17 protein-coding genes are annotated in these 15,658 nt (G+C 69.4%); 9 read left to right on the plus strand and 8 right to left on the minus strand.

The window, feature by feature from the left end:
- Position 1 precedes the first annotated feature (1 nt).
- Positions 2-508 carry a DUF6912 family protein gene (locus tag ACT3SZ_RS08800; protein ID WP_444618173.1) on the plus strand — a complete coding sequence of 169 codons (507 nt, stop codon included), beginning with the start codon at positions 2-4 and terminating at the stop codon, positions 506-508.
- Between the two features lie 99 nt (positions 509-607).
- Here the strand turns inward: ACT3SZ_RS08800 and katG are convergent, their stop codons facing one another.
- Positions 608-2,887, minus strand: a complete 2,280-nt coding sequence (gene katG, locus ACT3SZ_RS08805; protein ID WP_444618174.1) for a catalase/peroxidase HPI — start codon at positions 2,885-2,887, stop codon at positions 608-610.
- Positions 2,880-3,383 (minus strand): Fur family transcriptional regulator, encoded by a 504-nt coding sequence (locus ACT3SZ_RS08810; RefSeq protein ID WP_444618175.1) that lies wholly within the window; start codon positions 3,381-3,383, stop codon positions 2,880-2,882. Before ACT3SZ_RS08810 ends, katG begins: the two co-directional genes overlap by 8 nt.
- A 126-nt stretch (positions 3,384-3,509) precedes the next feature.
- On the opposite strand from ACT3SZ_RS08810, the gene ACT3SZ_RS08815 reads away from it, so the two are divergent.
- Entirely contained in the window at positions 3,510-4,697 is a 1,188-nt protein-coding gene (locus tag ACT3SZ_RS08815) for an FAD-dependent monooxygenase (protein ID WP_444618347.1), read from the plus strand.
- A 13-nt stretch (positions 4,698-4,710) separates the two neighbouring features.
- Here ACT3SZ_RS08815 and rsgA read toward each other — a convergent pair whose 3' ends face one another.
- Together rsgA and aroA are read right to left on the minus strand one after the other, a co-directional pair.
- Entirely contained in the window at positions 4,711-5,745 is a 1,035-nt protein-coding gene (rsgA, locus tag ACT3SZ_RS08820; protein ID WP_444618176.1) for a ribosome small subunit-dependent GTPase A, read from the minus strand.
- Positions 5,746-5,753: 8 nt separating this feature from the next.
- Complete coding sequence (aroA, locus tag ACT3SZ_RS08825; RefSeq protein ID WP_444618177.1) at positions 5,754-7,046, minus strand: 3-phosphoshikimate 1-carboxyvinyltransferase; 1,293 nt, start codon at positions 7,044-7,046, stop codon at positions 5,754-5,756.
- Positions 7,047-7,096: 50 nt separating this feature from the next.
- Between aroA and ACT3SZ_RS08830 the strand changes: the two genes are divergently transcribed.
- The 3 genes from ACT3SZ_RS08830 to rsrA all read left to right on the plus strand — a co-directional run bounded on the left by ACT3SZ_RS08830 (position 7,097) and on the right by rsrA (position 8,783).
- Positions 7,097-7,759 carry an SOS response-associated peptidase gene (locus ACT3SZ_RS08830; RefSeq protein WP_444618178.1) on the plus strand — a complete coding sequence of 221 codons (663 nt, stop codon included), beginning with the start codon at positions 7,097-7,099 and terminating at the stop codon, positions 7,757-7,759.
- Between the two features lie 64 nt (positions 7,760-7,823).
- Entirely contained in the window at positions 7,824-8,438 is a 615-nt protein-coding gene (locus tag ACT3SZ_RS08835) for a sigma-70 family RNA polymerase sigma factor (protein WP_444618179.1), read from the plus strand.
- Between the two features lie 15 nt (positions 8,439-8,453).
- Positions 8,454-8,783 carry a mycothiol system anti-sigma-R factor gene (gene rsrA / locus ACT3SZ_RS08840; RefSeq protein WP_444618180.1) on the plus strand — a complete coding sequence of 110 codons (330 nt, stop codon included), beginning with the start codon at positions 8,454-8,456 and terminating at the stop codon, positions 8,781-8,783.
- A gap of 295 nt (positions 8,784-9,078) precedes the next feature.
- Here the strand turns inward: rsrA and ACT3SZ_RS08845 are convergent, their stop codons facing one another.
- Complete coding sequence (locus tag ACT3SZ_RS08845) at positions 9,079-9,153, minus strand: 50S ribosomal protein bL37 (RefSeq protein WP_431832944.1); 75 nt, start codon at positions 9,151-9,153, stop codon at positions 9,079-9,081.
- A 115-nt stretch (positions 9,154-9,268) separates the two neighbouring features.
- Positions 9,269-9,532 carry a WhiB family transcriptional regulator gene (locus ACT3SZ_RS08850; protein WP_038546744.1) on the minus strand — a complete coding sequence of 88 codons (264 nt, stop codon included), beginning with the start codon at positions 9,530-9,532 and terminating at the stop codon, positions 9,269-9,271.
- 414 nt (positions 9,533-9,946) lie between these two features.
- On the opposite strand from ACT3SZ_RS08850, the gene ACT3SZ_RS08855 reads away from it, so the two are divergent.
- Entirely contained in the window at positions 9,947-10,423 is a 477-nt protein-coding gene (locus tag ACT3SZ_RS08855; protein WP_444618181.1) for a hypothetical protein, read from the plus strand.
- A 27-nt stretch (positions 10,424-10,450) separates the two neighbouring features.
- Here ACT3SZ_RS08855 and ACT3SZ_RS08860 read toward each other — a convergent pair whose 3' ends face one another.
- Together ACT3SZ_RS08860 and ACT3SZ_RS08865 are read right to left on the minus strand one after the other, a co-directional pair.
- A complete protein-coding gene (locus tag ACT3SZ_RS08860; RefSeq protein ID WP_444618182.1) occupies positions 10,451-11,743 on the minus strand; it encodes an Rv3212 family protein in 1,293 nt (430 codons plus the stop codon).
- Positions 11,740-13,095 (minus strand): DEAD/DEAH box helicase, encoded by a 1,356-nt coding sequence (locus tag ACT3SZ_RS08865; RefSeq protein ID WP_444618183.1) that lies wholly within the window; start codon positions 13,093-13,095, stop codon positions 11,740-11,742. Before ACT3SZ_RS08865 ends, ACT3SZ_RS08860 begins: the two co-directional genes overlap by 4 nt.
- Positions 13,096-13,187: 92 nt before the next feature.
- Here ACT3SZ_RS08865 and ACT3SZ_RS08870 point away from each other — a divergent pair, with 92 nt between their 5' ends.
- The 3 genes from ACT3SZ_RS08870 to ACT3SZ_RS08880 all read left to right on the plus strand — a co-directional run bounded on the left by ACT3SZ_RS08870 (position 13,188) and on the right by ACT3SZ_RS08880 (position 15,655).
- The gene (locus ACT3SZ_RS08870) at positions 13,188-13,421 is read left to right on the plus strand and encodes a DUF3107 domain-containing protein (protein ID WP_444618184.1); all 234 of its coding nucleotides are present in this window, start codon (positions 13,188-13,190) and stop codon (positions 13,419-13,421) included.
- Between the two features lie 77 nt (positions 13,422-13,498).
- On the plus strand, positions 13,499-14,536 hold the full coding sequence (locus ACT3SZ_RS08875) for a DUF3152 domain-containing protein (RefSeq protein ID WP_444618185.1): 1,038 nt from the start codon (positions 13,499-13,501) through the stop codon (positions 14,534-14,536).
- A gap of 96 nt (positions 14,537-14,632) precedes the next feature.
- The gene (locus tag ACT3SZ_RS08880) at positions 14,633-15,655 is read left to right on the plus strand and encodes a TIGR02569 family protein (protein ID WP_444618186.1); all 1,023 of its coding nucleotides are present in this window, start codon (positions 14,633-14,635) and stop codon (positions 15,653-15,655) included.
- The last annotated feature ends 3 nt before the right edge of the window (positions 15,656-15,658 follow it).

Genomic DNA, 15,658 nt, shown 5'->3' on the forward strand with positions numbered 1-15,658 from the left:
GATGCGCGTCTTCATCCCCGCCACCTTCGACATGCTCGGCGGCCTGGCCCGTGACGGGCAGATGCCCGTGCGCTCCGGTGTTGCCTTCGCCCTGACCCCGGCCCTGCGCGAGTACTACACCGCCGGCGACGACGAAGAGATGTCCTACGCGGCGTTCCTGGAGGCCGCCCGCGCCTCCTTGCGTCTGCTCGGCATCGGCGACGAGGAGCGTTTCCCGCACCGTCGCGTCGTGGTCTCGGCGGACCTGGAGGACGCCGCCGTGAGCCAGGAGCCCGACAAGGGTGAGTCCGTAGTGCGGCTGGACCCGTCGATGGTGTCGGTGGACCAGCTCGCCGCCATCCACGTCGACGACGAGGGCAATGAGCCCGCCACGGCCGCGGCGATCGAGATCGTCGACGCCGCCGACCTGGGTGACGAGGATGCCGAAATCACCCTCGGCGACTGCGAGGACAACCTGATGAGCTGGTACGACGCCCGCGAGCTCGGAGTCCTTGTCGACCTGATGTAGCGCCTGTTTCGCCCTGGCGCACGAGAAAAGGCCCGCCCTTTCCGGAGTTTTTCCGGAAAAGGGCGGGCCTTTTCTCGTCTGTCTCTAATTCAGGTCAGCCTAGCGGTGCAGGTCGAAGCGATCGGCCTCGGTGACCTTCGTCCAGGCGGCGACGAAGTCGTTGACGAACTTCTCCTTCGCATCGTCGCTGGCGTAGACCTCGGCCTGGGCGCGCAGCTCGGAGTTCGAGGCGAACACCAGGTCAGCGCGGGTGCCGGTCCACTTCTGCTCGCCGGTGGAACCGTCGGTGCAGGTGAAGGTGGTGCCATCGGCGTCGGCGGCGACCCAGTCGTTGCCCAGCTCCAGCAGGTTGACGAAGAAGTCAGTGCTGAGCACGCCGGGGCGGTCGGTGAGCACACCGTGGTCGGTGTCCCCGTAGGTCGCGCCGAGGACGCGCAGGCCACCAACGAGGGCGGTCATCTGCGGGGAGGTCAGGCCCAGCAGGTCGGCCTTGTCGACGAGCAGGTGCTCGGCGGGGATGGCCAGGTCGGCGCTCTGGTAGTTGCGGAAGCCGTCGGCCAGGGGCTCCAGGAAGCTGAAGTTGTGCTCGTCGGTCTGCTCCTGCGAGGCGTCGACGCGGCCCGCGTGGAAGGGCACGGTGATCTGCGCACCGGCGTCCGCGGCGGCCTTCTCGACGGCGGCGTTGCCGGCGAGCACGATCAGGTCGGCCAGGGACAGGTGGCGCGGGGCGTTGGCCTCGTTGAAGTCCTTCTGGATCTTCTCCAGGGCCTCCAGGACACCGGCGAGCTGCTGGGGCTCGTTGGCCTCCCAGCTGCGCTGCGGCTCCAGGCGGATACGAGCACCGTTGACGCCGCCACGGAAGTCCGTGCCACGGAAGGTGGACGCAGCGGCCCAGGTGGTCTTGACCAGCTGGGAGACGCTGAGACCGGAGTCCAGCACGCTCTTCTTGATCGCCTCGACGTCGGAGGAGGTGATGGCCTCACCCTCGGCCTCGGGCAGCGGGTCCTGCCAGAGCAGGTCCTCGGAGGGAACCTCGGGGCCGATGTAGCGGGACTTCGGGCCCATATCGCGGTGGGTCAGCTTGAACCAGGCGCGGGCGAAGGCGTCGTTGAGGGAGGCCTGATCGTCCTTGAACTTGCGGGAGATCTTCTCGTAGGCCGGGTCGACGCGCAGCGAGATGTCGGTGGTGAGCATGCGGGGCTCGCGGCGTCCCTCGGAGTGCGCCATGGGGACCATGTCGGCTCCGCCGCCGTCGACGGGGCGCCAGTGGTAGTGGCCGCCCTCGCCCTCGGTGAGCTCCCACTCGTAGGCGAACAGGATGTGGAAGAACTCGTTGTCCCAGCGGGTCGGGTGGTAGGTCCAGGTGACCTCCAGGCCGGAGGTGATCTGGTCGTCGCCCTTGCCGGAACCGTTGTGGTTCTCCCAGCCGAGACCCTGACGCTCCAACGGAGCCTCCTCGGGGTCGGCACCGACGTTTTCTTCGTTGTCGGGGGCGGCACCGTGGGTCTTGCCGAAGGTGTGGCCGCCGGCGATGAGCGCCACGGTCTCCTCGTCGTCCATACCCATGCGGCCGAAGGTCTCGCGGATGTCGTGTGCCGCGGCGGCCGGGTCCGGGTGGCCCTCGGGACCCTCCGGGTTCACGTAGATCAGGCCCATGGTGGTGGCACCGAAGGGCTTCTGCAGCTTACGGGTGGTTTCGTTGGTGCCACCGTAGCGGGCGTTGGTGCCCAGCCAGTCGGTCTCGGAACCCCAGTAGACGTCCTCCGGCTCCCACACGTCCTCGCGGCCACCGCTGTAGCCGAAGGTCTCGAAGCCCATCGACTCCAGCGCCACGTTGCCGGCGAGGATCATCAGGTCGGCCCAGGAGAGGTTCTGGCCGTACTTCTTCTTCACGGGCCACAGCACGCGACGGGCCTTGTCCAGGCCCACGTTGTCCGGCCAGCTGTTCAGGGGTGCGAAGCGCTGCTGGCCGGCACCGGCACCGCCGCGTCCGTCCTGGGAGCGGTAGGTACCGGCGGAGTGCCAGGCCATGCGGATAATCAGCGGACCGTAGTGCCCGAAGTCGGCGGGCCACCAGTCCTCAGAGGTCGTCAGGACGTGCTCGATGTCCTTCTTCACCTCGGGGAGGTCAAGCTGCTCGAATGCCTCGGCGTAGTCGAAGCCGGCGTTGGTGGGCCGGATCTCCTGCGGGTTATGGGCCAGCAGGCGCACGTTGAGGCGCTTGGGCCACCAGCTCTGGTTGGCGCTGCCCTCGGTGGGCAGGGGCAGGCGGGCGCCGTCGGCCTCATTGCGCTCGGCCTGGGCCTCCTGCGGGGCGTGCCCGCCCTGCGGGGTCTGTCCGCCGTGGGCGACGGGGCAACCGGAAATCGGGTCAGTCATCGGTCTTCTCCTGAGTGTGGATCGGGGAGTGGGTGTTCTCGTTGTAGTCGTTCGTGCGGTCGTTCGTTTGGGCGCAGTCCATGCAGATGGCCCGGAAGGTGACCTCCGCCGACAGCACGGTGTGCATCCCGTGGCCTTCGGCGGGGGTCAGGCAGGGCGCGTGACCGACGACGCATTCGACGTCCTCGAGCCGTCCGCACACGACGCACTGCATGTGGTGGTGGTTGTCCTCCAGGTTGGTCTCGTAGCGGGCACCACCCGAACCGGGCAGGTCGATGCGACGCAGGAGACCGCGTGCGCTCAGATCGTTGACGACGTTGTGGACTGACTGCATGGAGACCGAAGGGAGCTCCGTGCTGATGCCGGCGTGCACCTGGGCCGCCGTACTGTGCGGGTGCTCCCGCAGGTACTGCAGGGAGGCGATCCGGCCCGGGGTTGCCCGGAGGCCCAGTTGTCTCACCTGCTCTGCCCAAGGTGCTGTCGTGTCTGTGCGCATGCCACTACGCTACCGCTAAATTTGAGACTTCACAACTTTGAATTAACAAAAATAGAGGGCCATAGCCGACGGTGCTGGCCACGGCCCCGATTCCGCCTGCCGGGATAAAATTGGGGGTTGCGATCAGTGAAGGTCGCCGACACCACGAATGCGCAGGAGGCTGCGATGCTACGGAAGCACGGTAAGTACGCGGACACAGGGGCGATGCAGGCCAGGGAGGCGCTGAAGATCGTCGTCGTCGGCGGATCCCTGGCCGGCCTGATGACGGGGATCTCCCTGGCGCGCCAGGGCCACCACGTGACGCTGTTGGAACGCGCCGACCGAATCCGCCCCTCCGGCGCGTCCCTGCTGGTCCGGGAGGACGATCTCCGCGCGATCCTCGGGCCGGAGCAGGCGCGCGCCGCGGTGCGCATGGCGGGGCCGGTCGACGCACGCGCCCACGGTGAGGTCCCGGCCACCTGGCAGGGACTCTACGAGGGGCTCTGCCAAGTGGCGGAGGGGCTACCGACCATGAATCTGCACCACAACACCCGCGCCGTGGAGGTCGGACAGGAGGGTGACCGGGCGTGGGCCCGCGCCGATGACGGCGAGACCTACACCGGCGATCTGCTCGTCGGCGCCGACGGCTACCGGAGCCTGGTGCGCGGCTCCGTGGCACCCGACCGTCCGGACGCCGAGTTCGCCGGCTACGTGCTCTGGCTCGGCGTGGCCACGGAGAGCGACCTGGACTACACGGGCCCGTGGCCGGGCGGGCTCGACATCCGCGACAGCGGCGACAACCTGCTGCTGGGCTACCCGCTGGCGAGCCCCGAGGGGTCCACCGAGCCGGGGGAGCGGCGCCTGGGCTGGGGCTGGTACGACAACTCGCGCAACCACGTGCTCCGCGAGACCGGCGCCGTGCGCGGCAACGTCACCCACCACACCCTGCGTGGGCACGACGTCGACCAGCACGTGCTCGCCGACCTCGTCCGCGAGGCCGGTCTGCGCTGGCCGCACCCGTGGCGTGCCGCGATCGAGGACTGCCTCTCGCGCACCGACTTCCTCGGCACCCCGATCAACGAGTACGTTCCGGACCGCCTGCGCAACGGCCGGATGGTGATCCTCGGCGATGCCGCCCACGTGCCCACGCCGATGACCGGTCGTGGGTTCGCCACGTCCCTGGACGACGCCGCGGCGCTGGCCCGCCACATGGCCGACGCCACCGCCGCCACACTGCCGGACACCCTGGCGTCCTATGAGAGTGAACGCCTCGCCCCGGCCCAGGAGCTGGTGCTGTCCGGGCAGATGTTCAGCAGGTCCTTCGGCAGGCCATAGAGGAGACGGCGAGTCACATCTCCCACTCGTTGTTGCTGCGCAGCGCGGTCAGCAGGGAGCGTACGGCGGCCACACGACGGGCACTCGCGCCGGTCAGGGTGTCGAGCGCGCACTCGGGATCGGCGGGTGGGCCGGCGTGTGTGCAACCGCGCGGGCAGTCCTCGATGACCGCGCCGAGGTCCTCGAATACGCCGATGACCTGGTCGGGGTCCACGTGGGCCAGGCCGAAGCTGCGGATGCCGGGGGTGTCCACGATCCAGCCAGCGTCTCCAGCGTCCCCAGCCTCCCCGGGGATGCGTAGCGCCACGGACTGGGTCGAGGTGTGGCGTCCCTTGCCCACGCCCGAGACCACACCGGTCTCGCGGCGGGCGTCCGGCACGATCCGGTTGACCAGGGTGGACTTGCCCACCCCGGAATGCCCGATCAGGGCGGTGAGGTGCCCGGTGACCACGCCGAGCACCGGGTCAAGGGGGTCATCGACCCCGCCCACGATGACCTCCACGTCCAAGGCCTCGAACTCGGCGGCGAAGGCCGTGGGGTCGGCCAGGTCCGTCTTGGTCAGGCACAGCACCGGACGCAGCCCGCCGACGAAGGCGGCGATCAGCGCACGCTCCACGAATCCGGAGCGTGGCGGCGGGTCCGCCACCGCGGTGACGATGAGCAGCTGGTCGGCGTTGGCCACCACGATGCGTTCATAGGGGTCGGTGTCGTCGGCGGTGCGACGCAGCACCGTGGAGCGATCCTCCAGCCGGACGATGCGGGCCAGCGTCCCGTCGCGTCCGGACGTGTCGCCGACCACGGCGACCCGGTCGCCGACGACGACGGGGGTGCGTCCCAATTCGCGGGCGCGCATGCAGATCGCCGGCGGGGTCTCCGGCGACGCCCCGTCGACGACGACGCCCCAGCGTCCCCGGTCACGGGTGACGACCATGCCGGTCGGCGCGTCCTTGTGGTCGGGACGGTCCTTCGTCCTCGGCCGGGTGCCCTTGCCGGGGCGCACGCGGATGTCGGATTCGTCGTAGTGGCGCCTGCCGCTGGAACGTGCCATCGTCGCGCTCAGCCCTCGACCATCTGCGTCCAGCGCAGGTCGAAGTCCGGCAGTGTCTTGGCGGTGGTGGCGATGTCCTCGACGAGTATGTCGTCGGTGACCAGGCCGAGCACCGCGCCGGCGGTGGCCATGCGGTGGTCGGCGTAGGTGTGCCACACCCCGCCGGTCAGCGGCTGCGGGTCGATGATCAGGCCGTCGTCGGTCTGGGTGACCTTGCAGCCCAGGGAGGACAGTTCGCGTTGCAGTGCGGCGAGCCGGTCGGTCTCGTGCCCGCGCAGATGCGCGATGCCGGAGAGGTGACTGCGTCCCTCGGCCAGCGCGCACAGTGCGGCGACGGTGGGGGTGAGCTCGCCGACGTCGTGCAGGTCCCAGCTGATGCCCTGCAGCGGTTTATCCGCGTCCCCACGGACCTCCAGCACGCCGGAGTGCGTGTGATGCTCGACCTCTACGCCCATGTCCTGCAGGATCACCCGGAACTGGTCGCCGGGCTGGGAGGTCGTCGCCGGCCAGTCCGGGATGCGCACCGTGCCGCCGGTGACGGCCGCGGCGGCCAGGAACGGTGTGGCGTTGGACAGGTCGGGCTCCACCGCCCAGTGCCGTCCCGCCACGGGCCCGGGGTGCACCGTCCAGCGGTTGAACTCCGTGTCCACCCGCACCCCGGCCTCGCGCAGCATCTCCACGGTCATCTCCACGTGCGGCAGGCTGGGGATCGCCGTACCGGTGTGCACCACCGTGACCCCCTCGTCGAACCGCGCCCCGGACAGCAGCAGCCCGGAGACGAACTGGGAGGACGCCGAGGCGTCGATCTCCACCACGCCGCCGCGCAGCCCGCCGCGTCCGGAGACGCGGAAGGGCAGGGGACGTGCCGGGTCGCCGGACCCGGTCACGTCCGCGCCCAGCGCTACCAGGGACTCCAGCGTCGCCCCCATCGGACGCTTCTGCGCGGCGTCGTCGGCGGTGAACAGCACCTCGCCGTCGGCCAGGGCCGCCACCGGCGGCAGGAAACGCAGGACGGTGCCCGCCAGGCCGCACGCCAGTTCGGCGCCGTGCAGCTCGCCGGGCACGACGGTGAACGTGTCACCGTCGGCGGTGACCGAGGCGCCCATCGCGCGCAGGGCGTCGGCCATCAGGTCGGTGTCCCTGCTGCGCAGGGCCCCGCCGATCACGCTGGGGGCGTCCGCCAGCGCGGCGAGGACGAGGGCACGGTTGGTGATCGACTTCGACCCGGGGACGGACACGGTCGCGGACACGGGGGAGGAGGCCACGGGAGCAGGCCACAGTTCGGCGGTCATGGGCGCCATTATCCCACGCCGCGGGGCGCAGGTGGGTGAGCGGAGGTAGTTTCGGTGTCATGTGCGGACGCTACGTGATGTTCAGTACCACCGAGACCCTGCTTCAGAGCGCCTCCGGCCGGCTCGGCGAACAGGTCGGGGTGGTCGGCCCGGACGGTTTCCCGCCGCAGAGCTACAACGTGGCCCCCACCCACACCGTGGGGGTGGTGCGCCGCTACGCCGGTGCCGCCACCCTCGGCCCGGCGACCTGGGGCTACCGGGCACCGTGGAAGAAGGGGTTGGTGCTGTTCAACGCCCGCGGGGAGAGCGTCTTCGACAAGTCCAGTTTCCGCGGCTCCGAGCCGTGCCTGTTCGTGATGGACGGCTGGTACGAGTGGAAGGACCGGCAGCCCCACTACGTCAGCGCGGACGCGCCGCTGTTCGTTGCCGGGCTGTGTCGGCCGGGTGGGGATGGGACGCCGGACGGGACGCTAGAAGCCACGATGGTGACCACCGCCTCCGCCGAGCCGGTCGCCTGGCTACACGACCGGATGCCCCGTGTGCTTGGCGCCGATGAGACCGTCGCCTGGCTCGACGCCGGCGACGATGGCGACGACGAGCGGCGGGCCCTGGCCGCCGCCGTGGCGTCCGACGACGTCCGGAGCGTCCTGCGCACCCGCGCGGCCGACCGCGCCGTCGGCAACGTGGCGGCGAACGGGCCGGAACTCATTGCGCCGCACTAGAGTAAAGGGGAACAAGATAGACGCCGACGGCGTTATGTCCGACAGGGTGAACGGGAAGGAGCCCATGAACAACCCAGTCAAGCGCACCGGAGACAGCGACGAGCAACTGCTCGCTCGCTTCGAGGAGGATGCGCTGCCACTGCTGGACCAGCTCTACGGTGCGGCGTTGCGGATGACCCGTAACCCCGCGGATGCCCAGGACCTGGTCCAGGACGCCTACATGAAGGCGTTCCAGGCGTTCGGTTCCTACCGGCCCGGCACCAACCTGAAGGCGTGGATGTACCGCATCCTCACCAACACCTACATCAACCAGTACCGCAAGGCGCAGCGGCGCCCCAAGGAGACCTCCGACGAGGAGGTCACCGACTGGCAGCTGGCGGATTCGGCGTCCCACGACTCGACGGGCCTGCAGTCCGCCGAGATCGAGGCCCTACGCCGCATCCCCGACAAGAGGATTCAGGACGCCCTGATGTCCCTGTCGGACGACTACCGCATGGTCGTGTACTACGCGGACGTCGAACAACTGCCGTACAAGGAGATCGCCGACATCATGGACACCCCGATCGGCACGGTCATGAGCCGGCTGCACCGGGGGCGGCGGCAGCTGCGCGCGAAACTGAAGGACGTCGCCGTGGAGCACGGTATCGGTGCGGCGAAACGTCCGGCGGGCAAGAACTGAGGAGTGTGACGAAGAATGTCCGACAACCCTGGGAACATGAGCGGCAACCCGTGCGGCGCCGCCGGGAGAAGTGAGTGCGACGAGCTCATCGAGGTGCTCTACGAGTACATCGACGTGAAGAACGGTGACTGCGAGGGCGAGCACTACCGGCACGCCCGTGCACGCCTGGAGCAGCACGTGGACGACTGTCCCTCGTGTCTGGAGGCGCTCGGCATCGAGCAGCAGGTCCGGGAGCTACTTCGCTCGAGGTGCGGGCAGCCCGCCCCGAGTGAATTGCGCGGCAGGATCGTGACCTCGCTGCAGTCCTCGGTGACCACCTCGGTGCGTATCCACTACCGCGACTGAGCGGCGGGTGCTTGGGGGACGCCGGCGCTCGCGGGCTGGGAGGGCAAGCGAGGGGCCAAGATCGAGCGTGGGATGTTTGAATCCCCGGGTTCAAACATCCCACGCTCGATCTTGGCCCTTGTCCCCGACGACGAGGGGTACCAAGTTGGACTTGGGAGCGTTGAGTCGGCCTACTCAACGCTCCCAAGTCCAACTTGGTACCCCTTTGCTTGTCCGTCGCCCTCGGCTGGCACGCAAGAAGGCCCGGCCCCAGGATGTCTATCCCGGGGTCGGGCCTCGTCGGTAGGTGCGAACGTCAGGCGTTCGGACGCTTACCGTGGTTCGCCTTCTTCTTGCGACGGTCCTTGCGCTTACGGCCACGCTTGCTCATGTCGGCTCCTCGTTGACGGTGGGAAAGTACTGATAACCGTTTCAGGATACCGGGGGAGCACGTTGGGTGGGAAATCCACCCCGTGGTTACTGGCGCTGTGCGCAGGGACGGCGTGCTACGCGGTGGCGACGCGGGTGCGGGCGCGGCCGCGGTTGTTGCGACGCTTCAGTGCGCGGCGCTCGTCCTCGCTCATGCCGCCCCACACGCCGGCGTCCTGGCCGGACTCGATGGCCCAGGCGAGGCAGGCGTTGGTGACGGGGCACTTGTTGCAGACCAGCTTCGCCTTGGCGATCTGGGCGAGGGCGGGGCCGGAGTTGCCCACCGGGAAGAAAAGCTCGGGGTCTTCGGAACGGCAGATGGCTTCGTGGCGCCAGTCCATGGTGATCTTCTCCTTCAACAGTGTTGCTGCAGTTTGGCTGACCGTTCGTTCCGAGGGCAGGACGTGGGCAGTCGTGCCCGCGGCCGTCGGTGGGACGGGTCGAGTTCGTCGGTGGGATTCGGTGACATGCCCCGGGTCACGGTAGAGTGAGACCACGAAGAGGCTGTGTCGGTCAGAGAAGTAGGGCTGGGTTCGGTGCTTAACCTGTCCGTAACCTCGTGTCCCTCTCTCTGTTACATGTGCAATATTGGCACGTCATAACGCAGTCCGCTAGGGGGTTGGCGATATTTGTGGTTAAGCTCACATCGGACCGATTTGCCTATTTAGGTAAGGGTGGGTTAACGGACAGCTCGGTTCGGTCCTGAATTGTGCCGGTGTCTGTTCCGTCGCAGGTTCCCGGTAGAATCTGGCCCTATGAGCCCCAGGAATGCAGATGATCGTGGAGTCGGACATGCGGACGGTGCGGGGAGGGCACTGGTCCTGCCCTCGAGCGTCCGATGGGCCGGCTGGTTGGGGATCCTGGAAGGGTTGGCCGGTCTCGCCTTCGCCGTCTATCTCGTTACCGTCGCGGTCAGCGGGGAAGAGGATACGACCGCCCAGTTCGTCGGGGCGGGCGCGGAGTCGATCGGCTACGGCTGGGGGACGGCCCTGTGGTTCGGTTTCTTCGGCGGCGTGGTTCTGGCGGCCGGGTGGTGCCTGTCGACGGGACGCCGGTGGGGCCGTGGGCCGGTGGCGATGCTGCAGCTCTTCCTCGTGCTGATCTCGGTCTACATGTTCTCCTCGGGACGCCCCGAGCTCGGCCTGCCGACGGCGGCCCTGGGCATCGTGGGCCTTGTGCTGCTGTTCAACCCCTCCGCGGTGGAGTGGGCGGCCCGGCGCTACGGGCGCTGACAGGAGTCAGGAGTCAGGGGCAGGGGATCAGGACAGGGCGCGCAGCGCGACCATCTCGTCGCCGCGCTGCTCGACGACCACGTCGCCCTGTACGCGCAGGCTGACCGGGCCGTCGTAGGAACCGCGGTCCACCGGCACCGTGCGCTGCACCGAACCGTCCTCCCAGTCGACCACGGCCACGCCGTCGTCCACCGGAACCAGCAGGGAGCCGTCCATCGCCGCCCCGGTGCCCAAGGCGGGCACGGTGAAGCGGGGCTCCAGGTTCGTCGGCCCGAAGCCCACCAGGCGTTCCCCGTCGAACCAGGTCATGTGGTGCGGCAGGTCGCCGGTGGCGGCGACGAAAGGTTCGTCGCTCCGGCCGTCGGCGAGGTACGCCAGCGTGGGGGAGGGGTCGGCCGGGTGCTGCTCGAAGGAGCCGTCGGTGTGCAGCACCTGGAAGCGGCTGCCGGTGTAGTCGTCGGCGTCGGCTGCGCGCGTCCCGTCGCCGTGCACGTAGATCACCGCGGCCTCCTGGGCCACGCCGACGAGTTCGGCGTCCGGCGGGACGGTGAACTCGTGGGTGGTCTCCGGGGTGTTCGCCTCCTCCGGGTCGGCGACCTCCAGGCTCACCGTGCCCTTGCCGTCCTCCCGGTCGCAGTCGGTCAGCACCGCCAGCAGGTCCTTGCGGGTCTGCGCGGAGGTGAACCGGCAGCCGTCGAGGGGCTGCGCCTCGTTGTCGACGGGGGTCTCCACGTGCCCGACCTCCACGGTGCGCACCAGGTCGGAGCGCCACAGCTCCGCGCGCTCGTCATCGAGCACGCCGACATGGTCGAGGGAGCGGAAGAACACCGGGGACTGCCCACCCAGTGCGGAGCGGGTGTCCTGGTAGCGCCCGGTGGAGGCGGTCAGCGAGGTCACGTCGGAACAGCCCTTCGGCCCGCGGAACACCGCGACCACGCGCCCCCAGTTGCCGGTCACGCCGCACAGTTCGTGGTCGCGGCCGTAGGACCAGCCCTCGGCGCCGTCGTCGATCGAGATGCCGCGCACGGTATTGCTGCCTCGTGCCACGGCCGTGCCGTCTACCAGCACCGGCTCGCCGGTATCGGAGGGCAGTGAGTCGGTCCGCCAGATCTCTTCCAACCGTTCGGGCGTGCCCTGGGCGGCGGGAGCCGGCGCGATGGCCTCCCCGGCACCGGATTCGGTGTGCGTGGCGTCACGGGAGTCGGAGAAGAACCACGTCCCCAGCACCAGCAGCAGCACCGCCACGGTGATCAGTGCGGTGACCATGAGGTCGGTGCGGGTGCGCCGTTCAGCGGGCGCACCGGGCCGGGCTCGGCTCACGGCCGGGCTCTCCGGTCCCGGCCCCGCTCCCGGGTATTACGCGGCGACTGGCGCTTCGCCGGTGCGGTGGAGGACGCCGCGCCCTGCACCTTGCGCGGCGATCCGACGCGGTCGCGGATGTCCTCGGGCAGCGAGAACTCGGCGAGGAATTCCGGGGAGCCGGAGAACCACTGCGGCGGGTCGTTGCGTCCCAGGTCGAGGGTCTCGTCGATCGCCCGCCAGCGGGTGACCTCGTCCCAGCCGACCAGCGTGACGGCGACGCCGGAGCGTCCTGCGCGGCCGGTGCGTCCGATGCGGTGCACGTAGGTCTTGTCGTCGTCGGGCACCTGGTAGTTGATGACGTGGGTGACGTCGTCGACGTCGATGCCGCGGGCGGCGACGTCGGTGGCGACCATCACGCTCACGCGTCCTTCGCGAAAGGCGTTGAGCGAGTCCTCGCGGTCCTTCTGGCGCATGTCGCCGTGGACGGCGCCGACGTCGAAGCCGAGCTCGGCGAGGTCACCGGCGACGATCGCTGCCTGGCGTTTCGTGCGGGCGAAGACGATCGTGCGGCCACGCCCCGGGGCCTGCAGGATGCGCGCGAGCACGCTCATCCGGTCGAGCTTGTGGGACTGGAAGACCGTCTGCGTCGTGGTCACGTGGGTGGCGCGCGCGTCCTCGAGGTCCGCACGGATGAGCACGGGACGGTTCATGAACTCGCGGGTCAGCGCCACGATCGGGCCGGGCATCGTCGCGGAGAACAGCATCGTCTGCCGCGGCTCGGCGGTCTGCGACATGATGTCGCGTACGTCGTCGAGGAAGCCCTGGTCGAGCATCTCATCGGCCTCGTCGAGCACGAGGACCTCCACATGGGACAGGTCCAGGTGGCCCTGACGCGAGAGGTCGAGCAGGCGGCCGGGGGTGCCGACGACGACGTCGGTGCCGGCCTCCAGCGCGGCGATCTGGCGCTCGAAGGGCACGCCGCCGTAGATCGTGGTCACCGCGAACGGGCGGTCACTAGCGCCATCAGCGCCGTCGGTACCGACGCGCACGTTGCGGGAGGCGGCGGTGAGGTCGGAGGCGACCTGGATGCCGAGCTCGCGGGTGGGCACGACCACGAGGCCGCGCACGGTGCCGTCGAGTTCGCTCACGCCGGCATCGTCGAAGAGCCGATCGATCAGCGGGATGCCGAAGCCCAGGGTCTTTCCCATGCCGGTGCGGGCCTGGCCGATGAGGTCCTTGCCCACCAGGGCCAGCGGGAGGGTGCGTTCCTGGATGGCGAACGCCCCGGAGATCCCGTCCTCCTCGAGCGCATCGGCGATCTCGGCGGCCACTCCGAGTTCCCGGAACGTTGGTCGCACCACGGGCGTCATCCCCTCCATCGTCTTTGTCTGGTTCGTCGCTATGATGGACCACGTTACAGTCATGGCAATGCGTTAGAGAAAGAAAGGCCTGAAGGCACCCTATGGACATCAAGGTCGGATTCGTCGACAACCCCCGCGATCTCGTTATCACCAGCGCGGATGAGCAGGACAAGGTCGTCGCAGAGGTCGAGAAGTTCCTCGCGCAGGGGCAGGACGGCGCTGCAGCCACTATGACCCTCAAGGACAACAAGGGCTCGGTCTTCGTGATCGTGCGTGGTCAGGTCGCCTACGTGGAGGTCGGTTCCTCCGCCCAGCGTCCCGTCGGCTTCATCTGATTCGGGACGGTTGAGCAGAGCCCATGCCTCCCGCAGCATCCCCCCACCCCCGCTCCCGTCACGGGGGTGGGGGATCTGTGGTTGACCGGCACCGTGAGGCCGAGGAGTTCCGCCAGATGCAGCTCCGGCGTCGCCGGTGGCTCGGCGCCATCGGCGCGCTGGTTTTCCTGGTGACCGTGGCGGTCGTGTGCGAACTCGTCATCGCTGGGGTCGGCGGCGACAGCGACGGGGACGATCCTGCCGCGGCAGGGGTGTCGGCCTCCGCGGAGACCGGCGAGATGACAGATACGCAGGACGCTGCGGACGCTTCGGACGCCACAGACGCGCCGGACGGCCCGGTGCCGGGCGACGCCCCGGCGTCCGAGGAGGTCGGCGAGTTGCCGCCGGGCGGCGACGTGACGCGCAGCGGTGACGGTGACTACCACGGTGTTGGTTCGGCGGGCATGACCGCGGGCGACCCGGACCGCGACGACGCGGACACCTATAGCTTCGTCGTCGAGGTGGAAAACGGTCTGGATACGTCCTCCTTCGGCGGAGGCGACGCCTTCGCCTCCTCCGTCGACGCCACACTGTCGGATCCGCGCTCGTGGATTTCGAATGGCAGTTTCGCCTTCCGGCACATCAGCGTGACCGGACGCGAGGCCCCTGACCTGCGCATCCGACTGGCGACCCCGGAGACGACCCGCGCGATCTGTGGTGGCCAGATCGACTTGGAGACCAGCTGCTTTATCCAGGGCACTGACGACGGGGTCGAGGAGGCGGATGCACAGACTGGTTCTGCCGGTGCCGGTGCCGGGCGCGTGATTGTGAATGCGGCGCGCTGGGTGCGTGGTGCCACGACGTTCGAGGGTGACCTCGGCTCGTACCGTCAATACCTGGTGAACCATGAGGTCGGCCATGGCCTGGGCTTCGCCCGCCACCAGGTCTGCCCCGAGAACGGGGTGCTGGCCCCGGTGATGATGCAACAGACCATCAGCCTGAACAACGGGGAGCTGGAGGACCTGGATGCCGGCGCGGAGTACGGCGAGGCCGGGCGCGACTCCACCTGTCGGCCGAACCCGTGGCCCTTCCCGCACGGCCGCACCGAGGGCGACGCCGTCGACGTCCGGGACTGAGAAAGCGCACTTGAAAGTGGCCTCTGACCTGGCTGTTCGAATGGTGACAGGGCGGTCACAGGGAACTGTCCGGGTCGCGGGTTAGAGTGTGTAGCCATGACCGAGAACTACCCTCCGAATGCATCCGCCCCCGCCGCCGAACCCCCGGCGGCGATCAGGGCGGGTTTCCAGGTCTCCCAGGCGACGCCGGTGGAGCTCGGCGGTGCCTGGGGCGACGGGTGGCGCTGCGACCGCGCGGTGCTCGTTCCCTCCGAAGACCGGGCCCGGGCGACGTGGACGGCACAGGTCATGGACCGTGTGCGTCCCGCCGGGGTGTCCGTCGCCCGCCCGCTGCGCTCCACTGACGGACGCTACGCCGTCGGCGGGTGGACGGCGCGGGCGTTCCTGTCCGGGCACCGCGCGCCGCGGTTCGACGAGACGGCGGCGAGCGTCCTGCGGTTCAATGAGGCGCTACGCGAGGCAGTGGCGGGCGAGGGGCGTCCGGCCTTCCTGGACATGGCCTCGCGGGTATCGGGCGGCGGTGCCCCGGCGTCGGATCTGAGCGAGACGGACCTGTTCGCCGTGGCGGAGTCCGCCGCCTGGGCCGACGACCCCACCGACCTGCTGATGCCGGTGATGGATCTGTCCGTGGTCCCGCGCGACGACGTGGCCGCGGCCATGGAGAAGGCCACCGGGCTGATGCTGCTGCGCGAGGAGGTGTCCGCCCCCGATCAGCTGGTCCACGGCGACGCCCTGGGCTGCACCGTCTACGACGGCTACGCCGATCCGGCGATCGTGGACTTCGTGCCCGCGTGGCGGCCCACGGGCTGGTCGGTGGCCTTGCTGGTGGTCGACGCGATCGCCTGGGCCAACGCCGAGGATGGGCTGCTGGACCGGTGGTCGCACCTGCAGGACTTCGATCAGCTCTTGCTGCGCGCGGTGATGTTCCGCCTGTTCGCCCATGCGGCGGTGCCTGGGGCGCAGCCGCAGGCGTGGCCGGGGTTGTCGCGGGTCAGTGACGTGGTGTCTGCCCGGGTCGGCGGGGTGCGCCGTGCCGGGCAGGCGGGGGTCCCGGACGCAGACCCGGTGGCTGCCGGTAGCGCCGGTACTGCCGGCGAACAGGATCCGGGGGGACGCTAGGCG

The sequence above is a fragment of the Corynebacterium sp. AOP40-9SA-29 genome (genome assembly GCF_052377405.1).
Classification (GTDB): domain Bacteria; phylum Actinomycetota; class Actinomycetes; order Mycobacteriales; family Mycobacteriaceae; genus Corynebacterium.